Here is a 24,664-nt window from a genome sequence, read left to right as displayed (position 1 = left end):
ACACCATCGACGGACGAGGACGGGTCGATCATGACTGAGCAGAAACAGGACGAATCGGGTTCGGCCGGCTATGTCGAACCCGGTTCCGAGTTCACTCGGGACACTCACTACATCGCCACGCGGATCACCGCTGACGGACGAGACGGGTACCCGGTCGAGCCGGGCCGCTATCGACTCGTGGCCGCGCGAGCGTGTCCGTGGGCGAATAGGGCGATCATCGTGCGGCGGCTGCTCGGACTCGAGGACGTGTTGTCGATGGGCCTGTGCGGCCCGACCCACGACGAGCGGAGCTGGACCTTCGACCTGGACCCGGGTGAGGTCGACCCCGTGCTGAAGATCCCGCGCCTGCAGGACGCCTACTTCGCGCGTTTCCCGGACTACGAGCGCGGAATCACCGTTCCCGCGATCGTCGACGTGCCCACCGGGCAGGTGGTCACCAACGACTATCCGCACATCACCCTCGATCTGTCCACCGAGTGGACGAAATACCACCGCGAGGGAGCGCCCGAGCTGTACCCGGAGGAGCTTCGCGACGAAATCGACGAGGTGGCCGAGTTCGTCTTCCGTGATGTCAACAACGGCGTGTACCGCTGTGGTTTCGCCGGCTCACAAAGCGCCTACGATTCCGCATACGACCGCCTGTTCGCGCGCCTCGACTGGCTCGAGGAGCGGCTGACCACCCGCCCGGTACCTCGTCGGCGACACCATCACCGAGGCGGACGTGCGGTTGTTCACCACATTGGCCCGCTTCGATTCCGTTTACCACGGGCATTTCAAGTGCAATCGCAACAAGCTCAGTGAGATGCCTGCCTTGTGGGGCTACGCGCGTGACCTGTTCCAAACCCCGGGATTCGGAGACACCATCGACTTCGTTCAGATCAAGCAGCACTACTACATGGTGCACACCGACATCAACCCCACCGGAATCGTCCCGAAAGGCCCGGACCTGTCGGGCTGGTTGCAGCCGCACGGACGTGAGGAGCTCGGTGGCAGGCCGTTCGGGACCGGCACACCGCCGCCCCCGCCGCGGACCGGGGAGGAAGTGCCCGCGGGCCACGGCGCCTGAGCGGGTGGGGCCGTCTACGCGCCGGTGTAGGTGCCGAAGCTCCAGAACACGCCCTCGGGGTCACGGCAGGTGAATCCGCGCGATCCGTAGTCTTCGTCCCGCAGTCCGCGAACGATCGTGGCCCCGGCAGCGACCGCGCGCTGGTGGAGCGCGTCGGGGTCGTCTACGACGAGGTACACCGAGCCCGTCCCTGGCGGCAGGTCGCTGATGACCGAGTCCTCACTGGGCGAGCCGAGCATGATGCCGCCGCCCTTCGGCCAGCCGAGTTCGGCGTGCTCCACCCGGTCGCCCTCGCCGTACACCGCCTTCTCGACGAATCCGAAGGTGTCGACGAGGAAGCGGATCGCGGCGCGCGCGTCGCGGTAGACGAGGGTGGGCCATACACACGTAATTTGCGTCGAAGTAGTCATGTCGTCACTCTGCGCCGTCGTCGTGGTCGGAGTCTTGGACAAATGAGAACGGTTCGTTCTCGCGCCACCGCGACGGTGCGACACCCGCGAGGTCACGCCAGTCGCGGGCCATGTGAGCCTGGTCGTAATAGCCGCATCGTGCGGAGACCTCGGCGAGCGTGGCGCAGTGGGCCCGCTTCAGCATCCGGTGCGAGCGGTGAAAGCGCGACAACCGCGCCACATCTTTGGGCGTGACGCCGTACTCCGCAACGAATCGGTTCACCAGATGCCTTCTGCTCCAACCTATGTCGCGAGCGACCGCGTTCACTCGCACTGCCCCTTCACCGGCGAGCAACGTCCAGGCCTGCACGAGATGGGGGTCGATCTCCGCGTCGGCGATGCGCCGCCCGAGTACCTCGTCGAGAATGCGGAACCTCTCCTCCCACACCGATTCGAGGGACAGCCGTTCGACCAGTTCCGTCGCATCGGCACCGAGGAGGTCGTCGAGTCCGACCACCCAGGCACCGAGGGCCGACGCGGGCACGCCCAGCAGAGCCCGCGCACCGAGGGGACTCAACGCCAGCTGGATCCCGTGCTGATTGCCGTCGTGCCGAATCGTCACCGGGGCCGTCGCGATGCCACTGGCAAGCGTGTCGTAGAAGCCGGGCGCCTGCTCCGGCGCGGCCTGCTCGGCGATCTCGAGCGGCGCATCGAGCGAGACGACGACGGTGAGCGACGGCGAGGGCAGACCGAGGTGAAGTCCGGGCTCGAATCCCGTCAGGCGATAGCCTTCGTACCCCGACACCAGGGCGCGCAGCGGCGGGGCCGGTCGACGGCGTGCACCGTCGGACACGCCCCGAACCGGAGAAACGCTGCCCGCGACAGTCACGACAACAGCGTAAGCACCGCCACCGCCGTCGGCCACCGTCTTTTTCCCACCTACAGTCGTATCCGGCACACTCGAAGTACACGGCGAGACGGGAGCCCCGATGGCTGACAATGGTGGACGGATCGAGAAGGCCCTGGTCTCGGTTCTGGACAACGGGAGCAGACTGCAGGCACCCGCTGTGGCCAAGTACGTCGAGTGGGTCCGGCGTTCACATCCCGACGAATCGCCCGCCCAGATCGTCGAGCGCATGGAAAAGATGTTCCTGCTGGCAGTGACGGGTAGCGGCAGCGCAGTGGGCGCCGCGGCCGCGGTTCCCGGTGTCGGGACGGTGGCATCGATTGCGGCCGTCGGCGCCGAGTCCGCGTTCTTCCTCGAATCAGCGGCGTTGCTGACGCTCGCCGTGGCATCGGTGCACGGCATCTCCGCCACCGATCATCAACAGCGCCGGGCGCTCGTCCTGGCCGTCGCACTCGGTGAATCGGGCATGGAGATCGTCCAGAAGGCGACGGGCGTGACCGCGAAGAACTGGGGGACGGCCATCACCAGCCGCATCCCGGGCCCCACGATGAGAGGCATGAACAGCCGCCTGCTGCGCAAGTTCGTCACCAAGTACGCGGCCCGGCGCAGTGCGCTGATTCTCGGCAAACTCGTGCCTGCCGGGATCGGCGCAGCGATCGGCGGCGCCGGAAACCGGGCCATCGGCAAGGGCGTCGTGAAGAATGCGCGCGAAGCTTTCGGTCCCGCACCTGCCCGCTGGCCGGATCAGCTGAGAGTCATCGAGGCCTGACCGGTTTCGCGCAGATCAGTGCGCGAAGTGCTGCGCCGCCGAATGTCCGCCGCCCTTCTCGCGTAGTTCCGCGCAGACTTCCTCGATCGCCTCGGAGACCAGCGATCCCAGGTCTGCGCTGAACCCCTCGCGGACGACGATGCGCAGCACCGCCACCTCTTCTGCGTCTGCAGGCATCGTGTAGGCAGGCACTTGCCAACCCCGCGCCCGGAGTTCGAGGACACGTCGAAGACCGTGAATCCGGGGTCCCCGACGAGCTCGAAGGCGATCACCGGGATGTCACTTCCGTCGCTGATCAACGTGAAGTGCTCGATTTCGGCGATGCGCTTACCCACACGGACAGCGGTGTCGCGCAACGTCTCCATGATCGCCCGGTACCCGGATCGGCCGAGGCGCAGGAAGTTGTAGTACTGCCCCACCACCTGATTGCCGGGACGCGAGAAGTTCAGCGTGAACGTCGGCATATCGCCGCCGAGGTAGTTGACCCGGAACACCAGCCCCTCGGGCAGATACTCACCGGCGCGCCACACGACGAACCCGATACCCGGATACGTCAGCCCGTACTTGTGGCCGCTGACATTGATCGAGACGACTCGTGGGACCCGGAAGTCCCACAACAGTTCCGGTTGGAGGAACGGGATCACGAAACCCCCGCTGGCCGCGTCGACATGAATCGGGACGTCGGGACCCCCCGACGCCGCCAGCTGCTCGAGTGTGTCGGCGATCTCGGCCACCGGTTCGAGCTCACCCGTGTAGGTAGTGCCGATGATCGCCACCACCCCGATGGTGTTCTCGTCGACCGCACCCCGTACCTGCTCCGGCGTGATGATGTACCGGCCCTTCTCCATCGGCAGGTAGACCGGCTCGACGTCGAAGTACCGGCAGAACTTCTCCCACACCACCTGAACATTGCTGCCCAGAACGAGATTCGGCCGGGTGGCGTCCTTGCCTGCCTCTTGACGCTGCGCGCGCCATCGCCACTTCAGTGCGAGACCGGCGAGCATCACCGCCTCGCTGGACCCGATCGTGGAGACACCCGTAGCGCTGGCCGGGTCGGTGGTGGAGAGATCCGGCGCGTGAAAGAGATCAGCAACCATCGACACGCACCGGGACTCGATCGCGGCCGTCGCCGGATACTCGTCCTTGTCGATCATGTTCTTGTCGAACGTCTCCGCCATCAGCTTGTCGGCCTCGGGATCCATCCACGTGGTCACGAACGTAGCGAGGTTCAGCCGCGAGCTACCGTCGAGCATCAGCTCGTCGTGAATGAAGCGGTAGGCCGCCTGCGGATCGGTTTCCTCGTCCGGCAACCGCAGCGCCGGGAACGGTTCCACCGACATTCGCCCCGTGTACGCCGGCGCCAGAACATCTCGGTGATGGTGGTGGTGCTTGCTCATGTATGCCCCCAATCGACTTCATACAGGATGCGCTGCGCCGAAGAGCCCTGTACGCCAGTTGGTGAATATCGGGACGGCTGCCCAGTAGGGTCGAGTCGATTCCACACGATCGTGTTCAGGGGAGGACGGCTTGACCACTGCAATGCCGGCAAGTGTCGCGGCGCCGATCGAGGTGTCCGGGCTGTCGAAGAGCTTCAAGAACGTCACCGCCGTCTCCGACCTCAGTTTCTCCGTTCCGCACGGTTCGATCACCGGTTTTCTCGGCCCCAACGGCTCGGGTAAGACGACGACGCTGCGGATGATCCTCGGACTCGTCCGGCCCAGCGCCGGAACCTCCGCAGTCGAGGGCGTCCCGATTCGGGCGCTGCGAGATCCTGCCCGCACGGTCGGCGCCGTGCTCGACTCACAGAGCCTGCACCCTGCGCGCACCGCGCTCGATCACTTGAAGGTGTACGCCTCGGCCATCGGGGTGCCGGACGCGCGGGCCCGACAGGTACTCGCGCTGGTCGGGCTCGAAGACGTGGCGGGGCGTAAGGCCGGCGGATTCTCCCTGGGCATGCGACAGCGCCTTTCGCTCGCGACCGCCCTGCTGGGCGATCCACGCATCCTGGTCCTCGACGAACCGGCCAACGGACTCGATCCCGAGGGGATCGCGTGGCTGCGGGAGTTCCTGAAAGGCTTCGCCGCCTCCGGGCGGACCGTCCTCGTCTCGAGCCACATCCTCCGGGAGGTCGAGCAGACGGTCGACACACTGGTCATCGTCAGTCGGGGTGCACTCGTCTATCAGGGAAGGATGGAGGACCTGCGGAAGTCGCAGCAGAGCCGCCTACTGGTCGCCTCCTCGAGTCCGGCTGCGCTGGCGACTGCTCTGGCCGCGCGAGGCATCGTCGATGCCCGGTCCCTGGCCGACGGCCGTCTCGCCGTGACGGGTGCGGCACTCGACGTCGTGCAGTCGGTGGCCGCCGGAGCCGGAGTGACGATCTTCGGCGCCGTGGCCGAGCACATCGACCTCGAGCAGCTCTTCCTGTCGATGACGACCGGCCAGTACGTTGCCGGTGCGAGCGCGGCTGCGCCCTCCGGATACGGCCCGCCCCCGGCCTACCCGCAGCAGCCCCACTACCCCGGCCACCCGGGTGCCGGCCCTCCTCCGGGGTACGGCCCGCCGGCTGGGTATCCGCCCGCGTATGCCCCGCACCCGCAGGGGCCGATGTCCGGAGGTCCGCGATGACCGCACTGCTCACCGCGGAATTCCGCAAGGTCACCACGTTGCGGTTCTGGTGGATGCTCGGGCTGACCCCGCTGGTCGTCGGGATGTTCTCGAGCGCCATCTCCCTGCCGGTGTTACGCGCCTTCACCGACGCGTTCGAAGCCGATCCGGCCGACGCCAACCTCGCTGCCACAGTGTTCGGGCTGGCCGTCGCCCTATCGCTCGTCGTGCTCTTCGCCGCCCTCTTCGGAGCAGTGAATGCCGGTACCGAGTTCCGCTACAAGACACTGACCACCACTTTCCTCACCGCACGTGGCCGAGACGGGGTGATCGGCGCGAAACTGGCCGTCACTGCCGCGTTCGGATTCTTCTACTGCCTCGTCGTCGAGATGGTCAGCGTCGCCCTGCTGCTGACGTTCGGCGGGGAGAACTTCGCACTGCGAGGTTCCCTCTTCGCGATGTTGGCCGCTGCCTTGGTTGCTGCCGCATGCTGGGCGCTGATCGGTGGCGGGATGTCGATGCTGACCGGCTCCTCCGTCGGCAGCTGCATCTCACTCGTCGTGTGGTACACCCTCGGCGAGATGATCCTGCGCTCGATTCTCAGCGGCATCGGCATCGGCGCAGTGGGCGACGTCCTCCCCGTGTCGGCCACCCTGGGATCCGTCGCCAACGCGGCCGCGGGCAACGACATCGACTGGTTGCCGTTGTGGCCCGCCGCACCGATCTCGGTGGTGGTGTGGACGGCACTCTTCGCCCTCGCCGGATGGGCCCTGACCCGCAGTCGCGACATCACCTGAGGAACGCCGCGACTGCGGTGTCGGACCGCAGCGCTAACGTGGACACAGTGGCTAACGTGGACACAGCGGCAGGTGAGAGCACATCCGGCTCAGTGATCGAGCGGGAGCAGACGCGCGTACGCGACACGGTACGGCCCGGCTGGATACGCCGGCTCAGCGCCGAGTGCTGGGCACATCGCCGCGCGACCGTCGGGGCACTGACCGTGACCGTCGTCGCGGCCGGCATCGACATCTCGTTCCCGCTGCTCACCAAGTACGCGCTCGACGCCGCCGGTACGGACCGCGCCACCGAGGTCATCGGCATCGCAGCACTGCTGATCGCGCTCCTCGCCTGTGTGCGCTTCGCGTGCCAGTACGGCCGGCGGATGCTGGCGGGCAAGCTGTCGCTCGACGTCCAGCACGACCTCAGGCTGGGTCTGCTCGGTGCCCTGCAACGCCTCGACGGACGAGGTCAGGACCAGATTCGCACCGGCCAGGTGGTGTCGCGGTCCATCACCGATCTGCAACTGGTGCAGGGACTCCTCGCGATGGTCCCGTTGTCGGCGGGCGCGTTGCTGCAATTCGTCCTCGCCCTCGGCATCATGGTGTGGCTTTCCCCGCTGCTGACGGTGGTCGCGCTGGTGATCGTCCCGCTCGTCTGTCTCGTCGTCTACGCGATGCGCCCGACGCTGTTCGCCGCCACGTGGTCCGCCCAGCAGCGGGCGGCCGACCTCGCGCAACACGTCGAGGAGACGGTCACCGGGGTGCGCGTCGTGAAGGGCTTCGGGCAGGAACGGCGGGCCGTCGATCAGCTCGAACACCACAGTCGGGCGCTGTATGCGGAACGCCTGCGGGCCGCCCGCATCAACTCCCGCTTCACGCCCACGATGGCCGCACTCCCCCAGCTGGGGCTCGTCGGTGTGATCGCGGTCGGCGGCTACCTGGCCCTGCACGGGTCCATCACGATCGGCACCTTCCTCGCCTTCGCCACCTACGTCACGACGATGACGGCGGTGACCCGCACCCTGTCGTCCGTGGTGATCATGGCGCAACTTTCCCGGGCGGCCGTGGAACGGGTGTACGAGGTGATCGACACCGAACCGGAGGTCGCGGATCCACCGCACCCCACCCCGCTGCCGGGCGGACCGCTCGGCGTCGATCTGCGGTCGGTCACCTTCGGGTTCGAGCCGGGCCGCGACACCCTGCGTGGGCTCGACCTCCAGATCGCCCCCGGTGAGACGGTCGCGGTGGTGGGAATGGCGGGTTCCGGGAAGACGGCGCTGTCGCTGCTGCTTCCCCGGTTCTACGCGCCCTCCTCGGGCACCGTTGCGCTGACATCCGGCGAGGACGTGTTCGACGTCGCCCAGCTCAGCGCCGAGCACCTTCGTGAAGCGGTCAGCCTCGTCTTCGACGAACCGTTCCTCTTCTCCGACACCATCGCCGCCAACATCGCACTCGGCAGGCCCGATGCCAGCGCCGAGGAAATCCGGGAAGCGGCGACGATGGCGGCGGCCGACGAATTCGTCTCCGCCCTCCCCGACGGCTACGACACCGTGGTCGGGGAACGCGGTCTCACGCTGTCGGGGGGACAGCGCCAGCGGATCGCCCTGGCCCGCGCGCTGCTCACCGATCCGCGGGTCCTGATTCTCGACGATGCGACGTCCGCCGTGGATGCGACCACCGAGGCGTCCATCTTCGAGTCGCTCCGGGCAGGCTGCGGCCGCACCGCGCTCGTCCTCGCGCACCGACGTTCCACCCTGTCCCTCGCCGATCGGGTGGCCGTCCTCGACGGCGGAACGATCATCGACAGCGGCACGGTGGCCGAACTCGACGAACGGTGCGCGCTGTTCCGGGCACTGTTCGCGTCCCCGGAGGAGGAAAACGGTTCGGAAGCAGGCCCGCGGCCGGCCGATCCGATGTCTACCCAGCGCATCCCCTCCGCAGCGGAACTGTGGCCCGAGAGCCCCAGAGAGGTGCCGGACGCCACTCTCGCCGCCACCACGGCCGGGAGGACCCCGGCGCCCGCCACCGGACCCGGCGGCGGAGGTCGCGGCGGCGGTGGACCGATGGCCGGCGCCCTCGGAAACATCGCTGCCACCCCCGAATTGCAAGCCGCAGTCGACGCTCTGCCTCCCGCGCTCGAGAGTCCGGGCCTCGACACCCGCACCTTGCGGCTACCCGAGCCGAACTTCCACCTGTCGCGCATCCTGCGACCGGTCCGCGGCCTACTGTTCGCCGTGGTCGCCTGCCTCGCGCTCGATTCCCTCGCCGGGATCGCCTTCCCCTCCATCGTGCGATTCGCCATCGACAACGGGGTGCTCCCGCAGGACTCGGCGACGCTGTGGACCGCCACCGCGGTCGGAATCGCCCTCGTCGCCGCCGACTGGCTGGTGGTCGCGGCGATGACGGTGCTCACCGCCCGCGCAGGTGAACGCGTCCTCTTCGGACTCCGGGTGCGCAGCTACGCGCACCTGCAGCGGCTCGGCCTCGACTACTACGAGCGGGAGCTTTCGGGCCGGATCATGACCCGCATGACCACCGACGTCGACGCGTTGTCGTCGTTCATCCAGACCGGGATGTCCACCGCGGTGGTCAGTGTGCTCACCGTCGTGGGGATCTCGGTCGCACTCGTCGTCACCGACCTCACTCTCGCCGTCGTCGCCCTTGCCGTCATCCCGCCCCTCGTGCTTGCGACGCTGATCTTTCGCCGGATCTCTTCGGTGGCCTACACGGTGTCCCGGGAACGGATTTCCCTCGTCAACGCCGAGTTCCAGGAAAACATCGCGGGCTTGCGCGCCGCGCAGGCCTACCGCCGCGAAGAGTTCGCCGCCCGCAGGTTCGCCGAACGCGCCGACAGTTACCGCCGCAGCCGCATGCGGTCCCAGCGCGCGATCTCGCTGTACTTCCCGTTCATCGCGTTCCTCTCGGATCTGGCGCTGGCCGCCGTCGTATTCGTCGGTGCCCGGCAGGTCGCGGGCGGCGAGACGTCGTCGGGAACGCTCGTCGCCTTCGTGCTGTACCTCGGCCTGCTGTTCGGGCCCATCCAGCAGCTGTCGCAGGTGTTCGACGGTTACCAGCAGGCCAGTGTCGGCCTGCTCCGGATCGGCGATCTGCTCCGCACGCCGAGCTCCATCGAGCGCGCCGCCGGCGACCATCGGACTCGGATCGACGGGCACCTGAGAGGCGAGGTGCGTCTGCGCGACGTCGGCTTCCGTTATTCCGGCGCGGAGAGTGACGCGCTGACCGACATCGACCTCCACATTCCGGCGGGCGCCACGGTGGCGCTGGTCGGCAAGACCGGTGCGGGCAAATCCACCATCGTGAAACTGCTCGCCCGCTTCTACGACCCGACGTCCGGCTCCGTACTCGTCGACGACGTCGACCTGCGTCACTATTCGCTCGGTGAGTACCGCGGGCGACTGGGCGTGGTCCCGCAGGAGGCGCATCTGTTCACCGGCACGGTCGCGACCAACATTGCGTACGGCAGGCCCGACGCGAGCCGCGAGGAGATCGAGAATGCCGCCCGCGCGGTGGGAGCGCTCGGCACGATCGGCCGGCTGCGGGGTGGGATGCGTCACCCCATCGGCGAGCGGGGGCAGGGACTGTCGGCGGGTCAGCGACAGTTGATCGCGCTTGCTCGCGCCGAACTGGTCGACCCCGACCTCCTGCTCCTGGACGAGGCCACCGCCACCCTCGATCCGGCCACAGAGCAGCTGGTTCTCGAGGCCGGTAGCCGCGTGACCCGGCGCCGGACGTCGGTCGTGGTAGCCCACCGACTGGCCACCGCAGCGCGCGCCGACGTGATCCTCGTCATCGACGGAGGCCGGATCGTGGAGACCGGATCGCACGCCACCCTGCGCTCGGCAGGTGGCCACTATGCGGGACTGTGGGATGCGGCGGAGAGCGGTGCAGGGAATAATCGCGGGGCGAGAACCGTCATCGATGGTGACCCCATCCGATGGCCGTGAGACAGCTCACACGTGCAGGCCTGGCGATTCGCACGTCACACGCGAGGGCTACTCTCATGTATATAGGCGCTCTGATCGGGTACCGAAATAGAAACGAGGCGAACACCTGCCGTGAGCAGCAGCTCTACATCCCAGTTCGGACAGAACCAGTGGTTGGTCGACGAAATGTACCAGCGTTTCCAGGACGATCCGTCGTCCGTGGACGCGAGTTGGCATGAATTTCTGACGGATTACTCCCCCGATGCCGCCGCCAAGGCCGGCGTAGCCAACGGACGCGGCACGAACGGCACCACCACCGCCGCATCTGCTGCCGCTCCCCCCGGCAAGACGTCGCCGCCCCCGGCCGCCAAGGCCGAGACCGCGCCCACGTCGGCGACCAAGACGGGCGACGGCGCCCCGGCGAAGTCCGCCGCCAACGGTGCAGCTCCCAAGGCCGCGGCGCCCAAGACGGCCGCACCGAAGGCCGCGCCGGCCAAGACCGCACCGGCCAAGAAGTCGCCCGTGAAGGCGTCCGCTCCCGAGACCGCTGCCGAAGAAACGAAGGTTCTGCGCGGCGCCGCTGCTGCCGTCGCGAAGAACATGTCGGCCTCGCTGGCCATTCCGACCGCCACCAGTGTTCGCGCCATCCCTGCGAAGCTGATGTTCGACAACCGGATCGTCATCAACAACCACCTCGCCCGTACCCGCGGCGGCAAGATTTCCTTCACCCACCTGCTGGGTTACGCGATCGTGCAGGCGGTCAAGGCGTTCCCCAACATGAACCGGCACTTCGCGGAGATCGACGGCAAGCCGCACTCCGTCACGCCCGCGCACACCAACCTCGGCCTGGCAATCGATCTGCCGGGCAAGGACGGCAGCCGGTCCCTCGTCGTCGCCGCCATCAAGAACACCGAAACGCACAACTTCACGCAGTTCTACAGCGCCTACGAGGACATCGTCCGGCGCGCGCGTGACGGCAAGCTCACCGGTGAGGACTTCTCGGGCGTCACCATCTCCCTCACCAATCCCGGTGGCATCGGCACCGTGCACTCCGTGCCGCGTCTGATGCAGGGACAGGGCGCCATCATCGGTGCCGGTGCCATGGAGTACCCCGCCGAATTCCAGGGCGCGAGCGACGAGCGCATTGCCGACATGGGCGTCGGCAAGCTGATGACGCTCACCTCGACGTACGACCACCGCATCATCCAGGGTGCCGAGTCCGGCGACTTCCTCCGGACCATTCACAACCTGCTGATCAGCGACGAGTTCTACGACGAGATCTTCCACGCGCTGCACATCCCGTACGAGCCGGTCCGCTGGCGTCAGGATGTGCCCGAAGGCGCCGTCGACAAGAACACGCGTGTCCTCGAGTTGATCGCCGCGTACCGCAACCGCGGTCACCTGATGGCCGACACCGATCCGCTGCAGTTCGTCAAGGACAAGTTCCGCAGCCACCCGGACCTCGACGTCATCACGCACGGCCTGACCCTGTGGGATCTCGACCGTGAGTTCAAGGTCGGCGGCTTCCACGGCCAGGAGAAGATGAAGCTCCGCGACGTGCTCAGCGTGCTGCGGGACGCGTACTGCCGCCACGTCGGCGTCGAATACACACACATCCTCGAGCCGGAACAGCAGCAGTGGCTGCAGGACCGCGTCGAGGCGCATCACGTCAAGCCGACGGTCGCTCAGCAGAAGTACATCCTGAGCAAGCTGAATGCCGCCGAGGCGTTCGAGACCTTCCTGCAGACCAAGTACGTCGGCCAGAAGCGCTTCTCCCTCGAGGGCGCCGAGTCCGTCATCCCGATGATGGACGCCGTCATCGACCAGGCCGCCGAGCACCAGCTCGACGAGGTCGTCATCGGCATGCCTCACCGTGGTCGTCTGAATGTGCTGGCGAACATCGTGGGTAAGCCGTACTCCAAGATCTTCACGGAGTTCGAGGGCAACATGAACCCGGCTGCCGCGCACGGCTCCGGTGACGTGAAGTACCACCTCGGCGCCGAGGGCACGTACATCCAGATGTTCGGCGACAACGACATCACGGTGTCGCTCACCGCCAACCCGTCCCACCTCGAGGCCGTCGACCCGGTCCTGGAGGGACTGGTCCGCGCCAAGCAGGACATCCTCGACAAGGGCGAGGACGGCTTCACCGTCCTGCCGTTGATGCTGCACGGCGACGCCGCATTCGCGGGACAGGGCGTGGTGGCGGAGACGCTCAACCTCGCGCTGTTGCGCGGGTACCGCACCGGCGGCACCGTCCACATCGTGGTCAACAACCAGGTCGGCTTCACCACCGCCCCGGAGCACTCGCGTTCCTCCGAGTACTGCACCGATGTCGCGAAGATGATCGGCGCGCCGATCTTCCACGTCAACGGTGACGACCCCGAGGCCTGCGTGTGGGTTGCCCAGCTCGCTGTCGACTTCCGGGAGAAGTTCCAGAAGGACGTCGTCATCGACATGATCTGCTACCGCCGTCGCGGTCACAACGAGGGCGACGACCCGTCGATGACCCAGCCGGCGATGTACGACGTGATCGACACCAAGCGCAGCGTTCGTAAGAGTTACACCGAATCGCTGATCGGCCGTGGCGACATCTCGCTCAAGGAAGCCGAAGACGCTCTCCGCGACTACCAGGGACAGCTGGAGCGGGTATTCAACGAGGTTCGCGAGCTGGAGAAGTACAAGCCCGAGCCGAGTGAGTCGGTCGAGCTCGACCAGCCGCTGCCCACCAAGCTGACCACCGCGGTCGACCGTTCGGTCCTCGAGCGGATCGGTGACGCGTTCGTCAACGTGCCCGAGGGTTTCTCGGTGCACCCGCGCGTCAAGCCGGTCATCGAGAAGCGCCGCGAAATGTCTCGCGAAGGTAAGATCGACTGGGCGTTCGCGGAACTGCTCGCCTTCGGTTCGCTGGTCGACCAGGGCAAGATGGTTCGCCTCTCGGGTCAGGACTCCCGCCGCGGTACGTTCACGCAGCGTCACTCGGTGCTCATCGACCGCAAGACGGGCGACGAGTACACGCCGCTGCAGAACCTCGGCAGCCAGAACCCGGGTAAGTTCCTGGTCTACGACTCCGCACTCAGCGAGTTCGCCGCCGTCGGTTTCGAGTACGGCTACTCCGTGGGCAACCCGGACGCCCTCGTGCTCTGGGAAGCCCAGTTCGGTGACTTCGTCAACGGTGCGCAGTCAATCATCGACGAGTTCATCTCCTCCGGTGAGGCCAAGTGGGGTCAACTGTCCGACGTCGTGCTGCTCCTTCCGCACGGTCACGAGGGTCAGGGTCCGGACCACACGTCCGGCCGTATCGAGCGCTTCCTCCAGCTGTGCGCCGAGGGATCGATGACGGTGGCCGTGCCGTCCACGCCGGCCAGCTACTTCCACCTGCTGCGTCGCCACTCGCTCGACGGAATCCGCCGCCCGCTGGTGGTGTTCACGCCGAAGTCGATGCTGCGCAACAAGGCCGCCGTGTCCGATATCGAGGACTTCACCACCGGCAAGTTCCGGTCCGTCTTCGAAGAGCCGGTTTACGAGACCGGTGACGGCGACCGCAGCAAGGTCACCCGGGTGCTCCTCGTCAGCGGCAAGCTGTACTGGGAACTGCTCGCGAAGAAGCACAAGGACAACCGCGTCGACATCGCGATCGTCCGTATCGAGCAGCTGTACCCGGTGCCGAGCCGTCGCCTGCGTGAGACGCTCGATCGCTACCCGAACGCCGCCGAATTCCGGTGGGTTCAGGAGGAGCCGGCCAACCAGGGTGCATGGCCGTTCTTCGGTCTCGCGCTGCCCGAGTTGCTCCCGGAGAAACTCGCCGGGATCAAGCGGATTTCGCGCCGTTCGATGTCGGCACCGTCCTCGGGTTCGAGCAAGGTCCACGCCGTCGAGCAGCAGGAGATTATCGACGAAGCCTTCGGCTGAAGAGCGTGTAACGGCTGAAGCCTTCGGCTGACATCGACTGAACTACCACTGAGCCGGGCCGAGTTCGCTGTACGAAGCGAACTCGGCCCGGCTTTGTGGTGTCCGGATCCGCTCGGCTAGCCCCGCCCGGGCCAGATGCACCCCTTCTCGGTCGACGCACCCATTTTCGTGCCCTAAAACGGGTGCAGCTGCCTAAAAGGAGTGCGCCAGCATCGGCGCCATCGGGCCGCTAAGAACTTGCGCTGGTGGCCGCGACCAGTGCTGCGGCGATCTCGGGCGCCGCCGCGACCGCGAGGGCGGGCAGCGCTTGGACGTTGAGTTCGATCAATTGCTCGCGGGTGAGCTGCGGATCGCGCAACCAGCTGATCGTGACCTCCTCTACGTATGCGATCCAGCCACGGACGGCCAGTTCCACCGCGGGTGTCCGCTCGACGCCGAGGATCGGGAGCTGCTCGAGGGTGCGCTCGGACATCATTTCCCGGGTCTCCTCGAAGACAGCCCGCATGTCGGGGTCGCCACTGGCTGTGCCTCGAAGCAGCGAGACGTAGGTGCCACGGTTCTCCGACACGTAGTCGACGTATGCGGCCAATACGGACCGCAGAATGTGCAACGGATCCCGGGCGTCGTCCACGTAGGGGTCGGGCGCGGTCCGGGCCAGCATCTCGCTGCTGGAGTGACGCACGATGGCGAGATGGAAGTCGTGCTTCGAGGCGAAGTAATGGAAGAGCAGTCCCCGCGAGACCCCGGCCTGGTCGGCGATCTCCTCGACCGAGATCTGCTCGAGCGGCCGTTGCGCCAGCATCTTCACACCGAGGTCGATCAATTGTGCCCGTCGTTGGTCCGGGCTGAGACGGGTCCGCTTCACGACGTCCATGACAGCATCTTACTGAACGGAGGTCAATAGCTATTGACTACCCCTCAATAGCGCCCTATTGTCTCTTACATGAGTCTTCCCGTCACAGACACTTACGACACGACCGCGGGTGCCCGATACGTCGACACCTTGATCATCGGCAGCGGGTTCGCCGGGCTGGGCGCGGCCATCAAGCTCACCCAGGCAGGCAAGACCGACTTCCTGGTGCTCGAGCGCGGCACGGAGGTCGGCGGCACCTGGCGCGACAACACGTACCCGGGCGCAGCATGCGACGTGCCCTCGCACCTGTACTCCTACTCGTTCGCGCTGAACCCGGAGTGGACACGTTCGTTCTCGACCCAGCCCGAGATCCAGAAGTACATCCAGTCGGTGGCGGACAAGTACAAGGTGCGCGATCGCCACGTTTTCGGTTGTGACGTGAAATCCGCGCATTGGAACGAACAGACCACCCGGTGGGAGGTCACCACCACCAAGGGGAACTTCGTCGCGAAGATCGTCGTCTCAGCGGTCGGTGCACTGTGCGAGCCGGCGCTTCCCGACATCAAGGGCATCGAAGAGTTCGAGGGCGAGATCTTCCACTCCGCCCGCTGGAACCACGACGCCGACCTGACGGGAAAGCGGGTTGCCGTCATCGGCACCGGCGCCTCGGCCATCCAGATCGTCCCGGCGATCGGCAAGAAGGTGTCGCACCTCGACGTCTACCAGCGCACGGCCCCGTGGATCCTGCCTCGCGCCGACCGCGAGTACACGAAGGCCGAGCACGCCGCGTTCAAGTACCTGCCCGGTTTCCAGAAGCTGTGCCGTAGCGGGATCTACTGGATGCGTGAGAGCCAGGTCGTCGGGCTCGCGAAGGCACCGGTGTTCATGAAGCCGCTGCAGTTCGCGGCCGAGCGCCACCTGCGCCGCCAGATCAAGGACAAGGACCTGCGCAAGAAGGTCACCCCGAATTTCCAGATCGGGTGCAAGCGCATGCTGATCTCGAACAACTACTACCCGACGCTCGCGCAGGACAACGTCGACCTGGTGACCGAGGGCATCGCCGAAGTCAAGGGCAACGCAGTCGTCTCGAAGACCGGCACGGTCCGCGAGGTCGACGCCATCGTGGTCGCCACCGGTTTCCACGTCACCGACTCCCCCACCTTCCAGGGAATTTTCGGTAAGGACGGCCGCTCGCTCGCCGAGGTTTTCGACGAAGGCGGGCAGCAGGGTTACAAGGGCGCGGCGATCGCGAACTTCCCCAACATGTTCTTCCTCGTGGGTCCCAACACAGGACTGGGCCACACCTCGATGGTCTTCATGATCGAGTCGCAGCTCAATTACCTGGTCGACGCACTCGACACCCTCGACAAGTACGGCATCGGCAAAATCGAGGTCCGGCAGGACGCGCAGGACCGCTACAACGCCGACCTCCAGGAGAAGCTGTCGCACAGCGTGTGGAACAACGGCGGGTGCGCCAGCTGGTACCTCGACAAGCACGGCAACAACACGACACTGTGGCCGGGGTTCACCTTCCAGTTCCGCAATCAGACACGGCGTTTCGACCTCGCGGCGTACGACAGTGTGGCTGCCGCCGACCTCCCCGCACCGGTGCAGGTGAACGGTCAGGCCTCGAACTCGTTCGCCATCTCGGCACAGATCGACCTCGACGACGACAAGGTGGCAGCACAGTGAGCACATTCGCAGGCAAGGTGGTCGTGATCACCGGCGCCGGTTCGGGCATCGGCAGGGCTCTCGCCGTCAACCTGGCAGGGCAGGGCGCCAAGCTGGCGATCTCCGACATGGACACCGTCGGTCTCGCCGAGACGGCGCGACAGGTTGCCGCCCTCGGCGCCGAGGTGAAGTCGGACCATCTGGATGTCACCGAGCGCGAAGCGGTACTCGCGTACGCCGACGCCGTGCTTGCCCACTTCGGAACGATCAACCAGGTCTACAACAACGCCGGTATCGCGTACCACGGCGAGTTCGAGAAGTCCGAGTTCAAGGACATCGAGCGGATCATGGATGTGGACTTCTGGGGAGTCGTCAACGGCACCAAGGCATTCCTGCCGCACCTCATTGCCTCGGGCGACGGCCACCTGGTGAACATCTCGAGCCTCTTCGGTCTGTTGTCCATGCCGGGACAGACCGCCTACAACTCCGCGAAGTTCGCGGTCCGCGGCTTCACCGAGTCGCTGCGACAGGAAATGCTGATTGCGAAGCATCCCGTCAAGGTGACCTGTGTGCATCCGGGAGGCATCAAGACAGCCATTGCCCGCAATGCCACCGCAGGCCCCGGCGAAGACTTGGACACGTTCGCCCAGTTCTTCGACAAGAAGCTCGCCCGGACCTCACCGGAAGATGCTGCTGCCACCATCGTCAAGGGTGTGCGCAAGAGTAAGGCGCGGGTACTGATCGGCGCCGACGCGAAGTTCCTGGACGCCTGGGTGCGCGTGGTCGGCCCGAGCTACCAGCGAGTGGTCGCCGCCGTCGCCGGGCGTGTCCTTCCCAAGCCGAACTGAGGTCGCCGTGAGCTTCTCCTTGCCGCTCCCGGTAGTCGCCGCCGCGCTGCGGCCGTTCTACCGGCTGAGCCTCAACTCGCGGCTGCCGTATCCGGCGCAGAGGGCGCTGCTCGAAATGGCCGCACCGCTGCAGCAGATGCCGGAGGGGGCGGCCTGCCGGCCGGCCACCCTGGCCGGCCGGCCCGCCGAGCGGATCACGGTGGGCGCCACCGAGCGCCGGACCGCCGTGCTCTATCTCCACGGTGGCGCGTACACCATCGGCTCGCCCGCGACCCATCGGTCGCTGGCCGCACACCTGGCACATGAATCCGGAAGTGTGGTTTACACACTCGACTACCGCCTCGCCCCCGAACATCCGTTTCCTGCCGGGCTGGAGGACGCCGTGGCGGCATTCCTCGAGCTGACCACGGAACACGGGTACGAGACAGGACGACTGGCCATCGCCGGCGACTCCGCGGGCGGTGGCCTGGCGGCGGCCACGGCGCGGCGCCTGATCGACCGGCACGGGGTCACCCCGGCCGCGTTGGGACTCATCTCACCGTGGGTCGATCCGGGCAGGCGTGACACTATCCGGGACCGTGACCTCGTGGTGAATACCGCGTGGTCGTTCGACGCCGCCGAGAAGTACCTGGGGAGCGGAGACAAGTTCGATCCCGGTTATGCCCCGCTGCACGGAGATTTGAAGGGGTTTCCGCCCACTGTCGTTCACGTCGGACTCGACGAGGTTCTGTATCCACAGATCTTGGAGTTCGTCGACAAGCTCGAGAAGTCGGGCGTCGACGTGACGCTCACCGAATACGCCCGACTCTGGCACGTTGCGCACCTCCAGGCCTCGTTGGTACGCGAGGCTGCGGAGGCCGTCGCCGAACTCGGGGTTTACCTGAAATCACACATGTGCGTCCAGCCAGACACGAGCGACGTCGGCTGAATCGGCACCACCGCGGACCTGGCCGATCATGTCGGCCAGGTCCGCTGTCGTCAGCTCCCCCGCCACCACGTTCAGCGCCTTGATCTGGGGCTCACCGAGCGCCCCGACCCGGTAGAGCGGCACCACGTTCTGGGCTGTGAAGATCGCCTCGTCGTCGTCCAGCAGAACGAGGTCCGAGCTCGCGACTTCCGGGGTCGCGGTGGTCACTCCTGCCACCACGGCGCCATCCGTCTGTGCGGGGACGGAGAGTTCCGCGACCGCCGCGGCTCCGTCCGGAACCGCGCGCGTCTGCGCGAACGTGCAACCGGTCAGATCGGCGAGTGAGCCGGCCTCGAAATCGGGGGTGAGCACCGCGACGCTACGACTGCACGCGGGAATGAGCTCGTCGAGCGTCGTCACCGCCATCCGGGTAGACGTGTCCGCAGACACCGCCAGCGCGGACCGATCCTCCGCCGCCGCGTAATCGGAGATCGAAAGACCTTGCGGCAGCGCCTGACTCAACGCCTCGAACACCTCGTCCTGTTCCTTTTCGGTCGACTCCGGATCGTAGTAGCGCAGCAGCCGGCCGGTGAACTCGGGCACCAACGTCACTTCGCCCGCATCGAGCCGCCGAAGATAGGCGGTGCGGTCGCCCAGTCCGGGCTCGGTGGATGCCGGCGCACCCGTCGATCGGAGAGCGCCCGCGTAGATTTCGGCCAGGACCCGGCTTTCCGCCGTGTCGCCCGACCCCACCACCACCTCACCCGCGGTCTGTCCCGCGGAACCGTCGAGAGCAGTGTTGTCGACATCGCAGGCCGACAGCGCGCCGGGAATCAGAATTAGCACCGACGCTGCCGCCCACGCCCCGAGACGAGCGGACTTCCGGGAACTCCCGCTCCCCGATCCGCCCTTACCTGTCTGTGCCACCTCGCACGCCTTCCCTCGCATCACGCTGAGCCGAAACCAGTGTTGCCCACCTGCCTATCGTTACACTGACGCCACATCGGCCCGGCGGTGTGCCCACCGGATCTCCCGATCATGCGGCAGTAGTGAACAACGGCAGTAGTGAACAAACGGCAGTGGCGAACAAACGGAAGGACGCGCATGCGCACCTCGAACACATCCTCGGGTCGCGGGTTCGCCCGCCGCACTCTGGGCGGCCTCGCGGTCGCCACGGTTGCCGTGGTCTCCCTCGCCGCGTGCGGGGGCGGTTCCGATCCGTTGTCGGCCGAGGGTGAAGGGTCCGGTGACGACGCGAACGCCGTCATCGTGGGTTCGGCGAACTTCCCGGAGTCCGAGACGGTGGCCAATATCTACACCGAGGTTCTCCGCGCCAACGGTTTCGACGTAACCACGAAGTTCGACATCGGAAGCCGCGAGGCCTACATTCCAGCGCTGAAGGACGCGTCGATCGACGTCATTCCGGACTACACGGGCAACCTGCTGCAGTACCTCGACCCGCAGTCGACCGCCACCAGCGCTGCCGACGTCGACGCGGCACTCCCGGGCGCACTCGGATCGGAGTTGACGATCACCACCCCAGCTCCAGCCGAGGACAAGGACGCCGTCGTCGTCACCGCGGAGACCGCGCAGAAGTGGAATCTGACCTCGATCGCGGACTTGGCAGCGCATTCGGCGGAGGTCAAGTTCGGTGCCCCCGCCGAGTTCCAAGAGCGCCGCGCCGGACTGCCCGGACTGAAGGAGAACTACGGACTCGACATCGCACCGGCCAACTTCGTCCCCATCGCGGACGGCGGCGGACCCGCCACGGTCGAGGCTCTGGCATCGGGGCAGATCACCGCGGCGAACATCTTCACCACCTCGCCGGCAATCGAGAAGAACAACTTTGTGGTGCTCACGGACCCGAAGAACAACTTTCCGGCTCAAAACGTCGTTCCGGTGGTGCGCGCAGCCAAGTCGACGGCCGAGCTGACTCGAGCGCTCGACGCACTGTCCGCGAAGCTGACGACGGAGGAGCTGGTGAAGTTGAACGATGCCGTGTCCGGTGACGCCAAGACGGAGCCGGCGGCAGCCGCGAAGCAGTGGGTCGTAGACCAGGGGCTCGACAAGCCGGTCTCCTGAGGAGTCGACGGTGATCACATTTTCGGGCGTCACCAAGCGGTACCCGGACGGCACCACGGCGGTCGACAACCTCGATCTGCATATCGACGCGGAGTCGTTCACGGTCTTCGTCGGGCCTTCCGGCTGCGGCAAGACCACATCGATGCGCATGATCAACCGGATGATCGCCCCGACGGCCGGAACCATCTCGGTCGACGGCCGGGACATCGCCTCGACCGATGCAGTGAAGCTTCGCCTCGGGATCGGTTACGTGATTCAAAGCGCCGGACTGCTACCGCATCGCACCGTGATCGACAACGTCGCGACCGTACCGGTCCTTCGCGGTGACTCCCGCCGTGCGGCCCGTATGGCTGCGCTGTCGGTGCTCGAGCGGGTGGGTCTCGACACCGCGCTGGCGGGCCGTTATCCCGGCCAGCTGTCGGGTGGGCAGCAGCAGCGTGTGGGGGTGGCCAGGGCGCTAGCTGCCGACCCGCCCATTCTGCTGATGGACGAACCGTTCAGCGCGGTGGACCCCGTGGTCCGCGAGGATTTGCAGGCGGAGATGCAACGACTGCAGGCCGACCTGCGCAAGACCATTGTGTTCGTGACGCACGATATCGACGAGGCGGTCAAGCTCGGTGACCGGCTGGCAGTCTTCGGACCGGGCGGCCGATTGCAGCAATACGATGCGCCCGACACGGTGCTGTCCGCGCCGGCCACCGATTTCGTCGCCGGATTCGTCGGCCGCGACCGCGGCTATCGTGGCCTGTCGTTCCGCGCGGCAGACGAGGTTTCCCTTCATCCCCTCCGGACGGCCACCGAACGGGAGCTGAGCACACTGCGGCTCGACCGCGGCGATTGGGCACTCGTGGTGACCGATTCCGGTGTTCCGCGGGGCTGGATCGACGTCACGGGCGTCGAAGGCGTGCGCTCGGGCCGCCCACTGTCGGAATGTACCGCCGCAGGCGGCTCACTGTTCCCGCCGGGCGGAGACCTGCGGCAAGCGTTGGATGCGGCCATCTCGTCGCCGTCGGGAATAGGCGTGGCCGTCGACAAGGACGGTGCCGCCCGCGGCGGCATCCTCGGGTCCGAGGTCATCGAGAAGCTGACGCAACAGCGGGCCGCCGAGGATCGCGCGCGGAACGCGCAGTTCTTCGCGCCCGCGTCCACTTCTCCCGACAGGCCGTGATCCTGTGCGGTGGCTCATCGACAATTTTTCCGTAGTCGTCGACCTGACGAAGACCCACCTGTACCTGGCGCTGATGCCACTCCTACTCGGCCTGGTCATCGCCGTCCCGGTGGGCACCGCGATCCGGGGTGCATCGGTGCTACGCAAGATCACCACGACCATCGCCGGCGTCGCGTTCACGATTCCCTCGCTGGCCCTCTTCGTCACCATCCCGTCCGTCGTCGGATTGCAGATCCTCGATCCGCTCAATGTGGTGATCGCCTTGACCATCTATTCCACCGCCCTGCTCGTCCGCGCCGTCCCGGAGGCCCTCGACTCGGTTCCCGCCGACGTCGTCGACTCCGCGAACGCGATGGGTTTCACACCCCTACGTCGGGCACTGACAGTCGAGTTGCCTTTGGCCCTACCGGTTCTCGCGGCAAGTGTGCGCGTGGTGGCGGTCACCAACATTTCGCTGGTCTCGGTCGGTTCGCTGATCGGGATCGGCGGTCTCGGGACCCTCTTCACCCGCGGCTACCAGCGTGACTATCCCGATCAGATTCTCGCGGGGATCATCGCCATCGTCGTCCTCGCACTGGTCTTCGACCTGGCGCTGTTCCTCCTCGCCCGTGCGCTCACACCATGGACGCGGCAGAAGAAGGAGGCGGCGGCATGAGCATCTTCGGCGGGGCGTGGGACTACATTGTGGATCCGGCCAACTGGGAGGGCAGGGCCGGAATCGGGGCCCGCATCCTCGAGCACCTCTGGTACAGCCTTCTCGCCGTCGCCCTCTCGGCCGCCGTCGCGGTTCCGCTCGGTGCGGTCATCGGCCATCTGCGTCGAGGCGAGGTGCTGGTGGTGGGCTTGGTCAACGCGCTGCGTTCACTGCCCACGTTGGGCCTGCTGACCTTCCTCGTGCTGCTCCTCGGGCTCGGTCTCATCCCGCCGATCCTCGCCCTGGTGGTGCTCGGCATTCCGCCGCTACTGGCCGGCACCTACTCCGGTGTCGCGAACGTCGACCGGACGGTAGTAGACGCCGCCCGCGCGATGGGCATGACCGAGTGGCAGGTCCTCAGTCGCGTGGAGGCACCGAATGCGCTGCCGCTCATGCTCGGCGGACTGCGCAACGCCACACTGCAGATCATTGCAACCGCAGCGGTGGCCGCGTACGTCAACCTCGGCGGGCTCGGACGGTACATCTTCGACGGACTCGCCTTGCGTCAGTACGACCGGGTACTGGTCGGTGCGCTCCTCGTGACGATCCTGGCCCTCGTCGTCGACGGGCTTCTCGCGCTCGCGGTGTGGGCATCCGTCCCGGGCACCGGCCGGCTACGTCGTGGAATCAGCGCCCAGGAGTGGGCCGACCTGGCCGCCGCCGCGAAGTCCCGCTAGAACGGCAAACACCCCGGGCGGGAACCTTGGTGCGGGCTCCGGTCCGGGGTGTTCAACGGATTCTCGCTAGTCGGTGACGCCTTCTGCGCGAGCAGCGGCGGCGACTGCCTCCGCAACAGCGGGGGCGACGCGAGGATCGAGCGGGCTGGGAACGATCTTGTCTACAGCCAACTCGTCACCGACGACCGAGAGGATTGCCTCGGCGGCGGCAAGCTTCATGCCTTCGGTGATACGGCGGGCGCCGGCGTCGAGCGCACCGCGGAACACACCGGGGAAGGCAAGCACATTGTTGATCTGGTTCGGGAAGTCGCTACGCCCGGTGGCCACGATCGCCGCGTGCTTCTTCGCGACCTCGGGGTGGATCTCCGGGTCCGGGTTCGACAGCGCGAAAACGATGGCGTCGTCCGCCATGGTCGCGATGAGTTCTTCGGGAACCGTGCCCGCGGACACTCCGAGGAACACGTCCGCACCGTCGAGGGCCTCGACGATCCCGCCGTGCCGGCCGGCGGGGTTGGTACGGGCCGCGAGGTCGACCTTGACCTCGTTCAAGTCCTTGCGGTCGGCCGAGACGATGCCCTTGGAATCGAGCACGGTCACGTCGGCGATGCCGGCGGCGAGCAGGATGTTCGCACAGGCGACACCGGCGGCGCCGGCGCCGGAGATGACGACGCGCAGCGCGGAGATGTCCCGCTTCTGCACCTTCACCGCACCCTTGAGGGCGGCGAGGACCACGATCGCGGTGCCGTGCTGATCGTCGTGCATGACCGGGCAGTCCAGGGCCTCGATCACGCGCTTCTCGATCTCGAAGCAGCGCGGTGCGGAGATGTCCTCGAGGTTGACCGCGCCGAAGCTCGGGCGCAACCGGATGAGGGTTTCGACGATTTCGTCGGGGTCCTTGGTGTCGAGCACCAGCGGAATGGAATTGAGGCCCGCGAAGTTCTTGAACAGTGCGGACTTACCTTCCATCACCGGAAGGGAGGCGCGGGGACCGATGTCGCCGAGGCCGAGCACCGCGGAGCCGTCGCTGACGACGACCACGAGGCGGCTGGTCCAGGTGTAGCGGTCGGCGAGGGTCTCGTCGGCGTGGATCGCGCGGGAAACCTGCGCGACGCCGGGCGTGTAGGCAATGGACAGGGCGCGCTGGGTATCGAGGGCGGTCGTGGTCTCTACCGAGAGCTTCCCCCCGATGTGGCCGGCGAAGATCTCCTCGTCGGTCAGCTCGACCTTCTGCGGTGTGGTGGGTTCGGACACGATGGACACGATGACACTCCTGCTAAGTCCAGGCTCACTCGGGGCCGGGTTACTGTGAAGTAACCATGCGGATCGGCGCTGATCTACGTAGTTACTCCGCGAACGACAACTGGTGAAGCTTCCGGTGCGCGCGATCACTTTGG

17 protein-coding genes and 2 pseudogenes are annotated in these 24,664 nt (G+C 66.6%); 13 read left to right on the top strand and 6 right to left on the bottom strand.

From position 1 onward, the window contains the following. Window positions 1–30 precede the first annotated feature (30 nt). Window positions 31–1,066: pseudogene (locus tag GFS60_RS25180) on the top strand (glutathione S-transferase family protein). Between the two features lie 14 nt (window positions 1,067–1,080). On the opposite strand, the gene GFS60_RS25175 reads toward GFS60_RS25180, so the two are convergent. Then, window positions 1,081–1,476 (bottom strand): VOC family protein, encoded by a 396-nt coding sequence (locus GFS60_RS25175; RefSeq protein ID WP_159925474.1) that lies wholly within the window; start codon window positions 1,474–1,476, stop codon window positions 1,081–1,083. 4 nt (window positions 1,477–1,480) lie between these two features. Next, window positions 1,481–2,344, bottom strand: coding sequence for an AraC family transcriptional regulator (locus GFS60_RS25170; RefSeq protein ID WP_159925473.1), 864 nt, complete (start codon window positions 2,342–2,344; stop codon window positions 1,481–1,483). Window positions 2,345–2,444: 100 nt separating this feature from the next. Here GFS60_RS25170 and GFS60_RS25165 point away from each other — a divergent pair, with 100 nt between their 5' ends. Continuing rightward, window positions 2,445–3,131: a hypothetical protein gene (locus GFS60_RS25165; RefSeq protein ID WP_159925472.1), complete on the top strand. Its 687-nt coding sequence runs from the start codon at window positions 2,445–2,447 to the stop codon at window positions 3,129–3,131. 15 nt (window positions 3,132–3,146) lie between these two features. Here the strand turns inward: GFS60_RS25165 and GFS60_RS25160 are convergent. Beyond that, window positions 3,147–4,528: pseudogene (locus GFS60_RS25160) on the bottom strand (glutamate decarboxylase). Between the two features lie 130 nt (window positions 4,529–4,658). Here GFS60_RS25160 and GFS60_RS25155 point away from each other — a divergent pair. From GFS60_RS25155 to GFS60_RS25140, 4 genes are all read left to right on the top strand, one after another. Then, on the top strand, window positions 4,659–5,756 hold the full coding sequence (locus GFS60_RS25155; RefSeq protein WP_159925471.1) for an ABC transporter ATP-binding protein: 1,098 nt from the start codon (window positions 4,659–4,661) through the stop codon (window positions 5,754–5,756). Then, entirely contained in the window at window positions 5,753–6,532 is a 780-nt protein-coding gene (locus GFS60_RS25150) for an ABC transporter permease (protein ID WP_159925469.1), read from the top strand. Before GFS60_RS25155 ends, GFS60_RS25150 begins: the two co-directional genes overlap by 4 nt. Window positions 6,533–6,588: 56 nt before the next feature. Continuing rightward, complete coding sequence (locus GFS60_RS25145) at window positions 6,589–10,479, top strand: ABC transporter ATP-binding protein (protein WP_442972172.1); 3,891 nt, start codon at window positions 6,589–6,591, stop codon at window positions 10,477–10,479. Between the two features lie 111 nt (window positions 10,480–10,590). Further along, a complete protein-coding gene (locus GFS60_RS25140) occupies window positions 10,591–14,370 on the top strand; it encodes a multifunctional oxoglutarate decarboxylase/oxoglutarate dehydrogenase thiamine pyrophosphate-binding subunit/dihydrolipoyllysine-residue succinyltransferase subunit (protein WP_159925467.1) in 3,780 nt (1,259 codons plus the stop codon). Between the two features lie 229 nt (window positions 14,371–14,599). Here the strand turns inward: GFS60_RS25140 and GFS60_RS25135 are convergent, their stop codons facing one another. Continuing rightward, window positions 14,600–15,244, bottom strand: a complete 645-nt coding sequence (locus tag GFS60_RS25135) for a TetR/AcrR family transcriptional regulator (protein ID WP_159925465.1) — start codon at window positions 15,242–15,244, stop codon at window positions 14,600–14,602. 69 nt (window positions 15,245–15,313) lie between these two features. Between GFS60_RS25135 and GFS60_RS25130 the strand changes: the two genes are divergently transcribed. Genes GFS60_RS25130 through GFS60_RS25120 form a run of 3 tightly spaced genes read left to right on the top strand, consistent with a single transcriptional unit; the run spans window position 15,314 to window position 18,670 of the window. Further along, entirely contained in the window at window positions 15,314–16,915 is a 1,602-nt protein-coding gene (locus tag GFS60_RS25130; RefSeq protein ID WP_159925463.1) for a flavin-containing monooxygenase, read from the top strand. Continuing rightward, window positions 16,912–17,742: an SDR family NAD(P)-dependent oxidoreductase gene (locus tag GFS60_RS25125; RefSeq protein ID WP_159925461.1), complete on the top strand. Its 831-nt coding sequence runs from the start codon at window positions 16,912–16,914 to the stop codon at window positions 17,740–17,742. Before GFS60_RS25130 ends, GFS60_RS25125 begins: the two co-directional genes overlap by 4 nt. 7 nt (window positions 17,743–17,749) lie before the next feature. Then, entirely contained in the window at window positions 17,750–18,670 is a 921-nt protein-coding gene (locus GFS60_RS25120) for an alpha/beta hydrolase fold domain-containing protein (RefSeq protein WP_159925459.1), read from the top strand. On the opposite strand, the gene GFS60_RS25115 is transcribed toward GFS60_RS25120, so the two are convergent. Continuing rightward, window positions 18,629–19,576, bottom strand: a complete 948-nt coding sequence (locus tag GFS60_RS25115; protein ID WP_236603284.1) for an ABC transporter substrate-binding protein — start codon at window positions 19,574–19,576, stop codon at window positions 18,629–18,631. The genes GFS60_RS25120 and GFS60_RS25115 overlap by 42 nt on opposite strands. A gap of 177 nt (window positions 19,577–19,753) precedes the next feature. On the opposite strand from GFS60_RS25115, the gene GFS60_RS25110 reads away from it, so the two are divergent. From GFS60_RS25110 to GFS60_RS25095, 4 genes are read left to right on the top strand one after another with little or no spacing between them, the layout of a single operon-like run. Continuing rightward, a complete protein-coding gene (locus tag GFS60_RS25110; protein ID WP_159925455.1) occupies window positions 19,754–20,731 on the top strand; it encodes an ABC transporter substrate-binding protein in 978 nt (325 codons plus the stop codon). Window positions 20,732–20,741: 10 nt separating this feature from the next. Further along, window positions 20,742–21,899 carry an ABC transporter ATP-binding protein gene (locus tag GFS60_RS25105; protein WP_159925453.1) on the top strand — a complete coding sequence of 386 codons (1,158 nt, stop codon included), beginning with the start codon at window positions 20,742–20,744 and terminating at the stop codon, window positions 21,897–21,899. A gap of 4 nt (window positions 21,900–21,903) precedes the next feature. After that, the gene (locus GFS60_RS25100) at window positions 21,904–22,554 is read left to right on the top strand and encodes an ABC transporter permease (RefSeq protein ID WP_159925451.1); all 651 of its coding nucleotides are present in this window, start codon (window positions 21,904–21,906) and stop codon (window positions 22,552–22,554) included. Beyond that, a complete protein-coding gene (locus GFS60_RS25095) occupies window positions 22,551–23,270 on the top strand; it encodes an ABC transporter permease (RefSeq protein WP_159925449.1) in 720 nt (239 codons plus the stop codon). Before GFS60_RS25100 ends, GFS60_RS25095 begins: the two co-directional genes overlap by 4 nt. Before the next feature lie 66 nt (window positions 23,271–23,336). Here GFS60_RS25095 and GFS60_RS25090 read toward each other — a convergent pair whose 3' ends face one another. Continuing rightward, window positions 23,337–24,530 carry an NAD(P)-dependent malic enzyme gene (locus GFS60_RS25090; RefSeq protein ID WP_159925447.1) on the bottom strand — a complete coding sequence of 398 codons (1,194 nt, stop codon included), beginning with the start codon at window positions 24,528–24,530 and terminating at the stop codon, window positions 23,337–23,339. Between the last annotated feature and the right edge of the window lie 134 nt (window positions 24,531–24,664).

The sequence above is a fragment of the Rhodococcus sp. WAY2 genome, assembly GCF_009859915.1.
Classification (GTDB): domain Bacteria; phylum Actinomycetota; class Actinomycetes; order Mycobacteriales; family Mycobacteriaceae; genus Rhodococcus_F; species Rhodococcus_F oxybenzonivorans.
Note: the sequence above shows the minus strand (reverse complement) of the source record. Positions and strands in the feature narration are given on the sequence as shown.

Bases quoted from the DNA above. Each gene is read 5' to 3' on its own strand.
- GFS60_RS25175 (WP_159925474.1), bottom strand. From the start codon at position 1,476: ATGACTACTTCGACGCAAATTACGTGTGTATGGCCCACCCTCGTCTAC.
- GFS60_RS25165 (WP_159925472.1), top strand. From the start codon at position 2,445: ATGGCTGACAATGGTGGACGGATCGAGAAGGCCCTGGTCTCGGTTCTG.
- GFS60_RS25150 (WP_159925469.1), top strand. From the start codon at position 5,753: ATGACCGCACTGCTCACCGCGGAATTCCGCAAGGTCACCACGTTGCGG.
- GFS60_RS25135 (WP_159925465.1), bottom strand. From the start codon at position 15,244: ATGGACGTCGTGAAGCGGACCCGTCTCAGCCCGGACCAACGACGGGCA.
- GFS60_RS25130 (WP_159925463.1), top strand. From the start codon at position 15,314: ATGAGTCTTCCCGTCACAGACACTTACGACACGACCGCGGGTGCCCGA.
- GFS60_RS25110 (WP_159925455.1), top strand. From the start codon at position 19,754: ATGCGCACCTCGAACACATCCTCGGGTCGCGGGTTCGCCCGCCGCACT.
- GFS60_RS25095 (WP_159925449.1), top strand. From the start codon at position 22,551: ATGAGCATCTTCGGCGGGGCGTGGGACTACATTGTGGATCCGGCCAAC.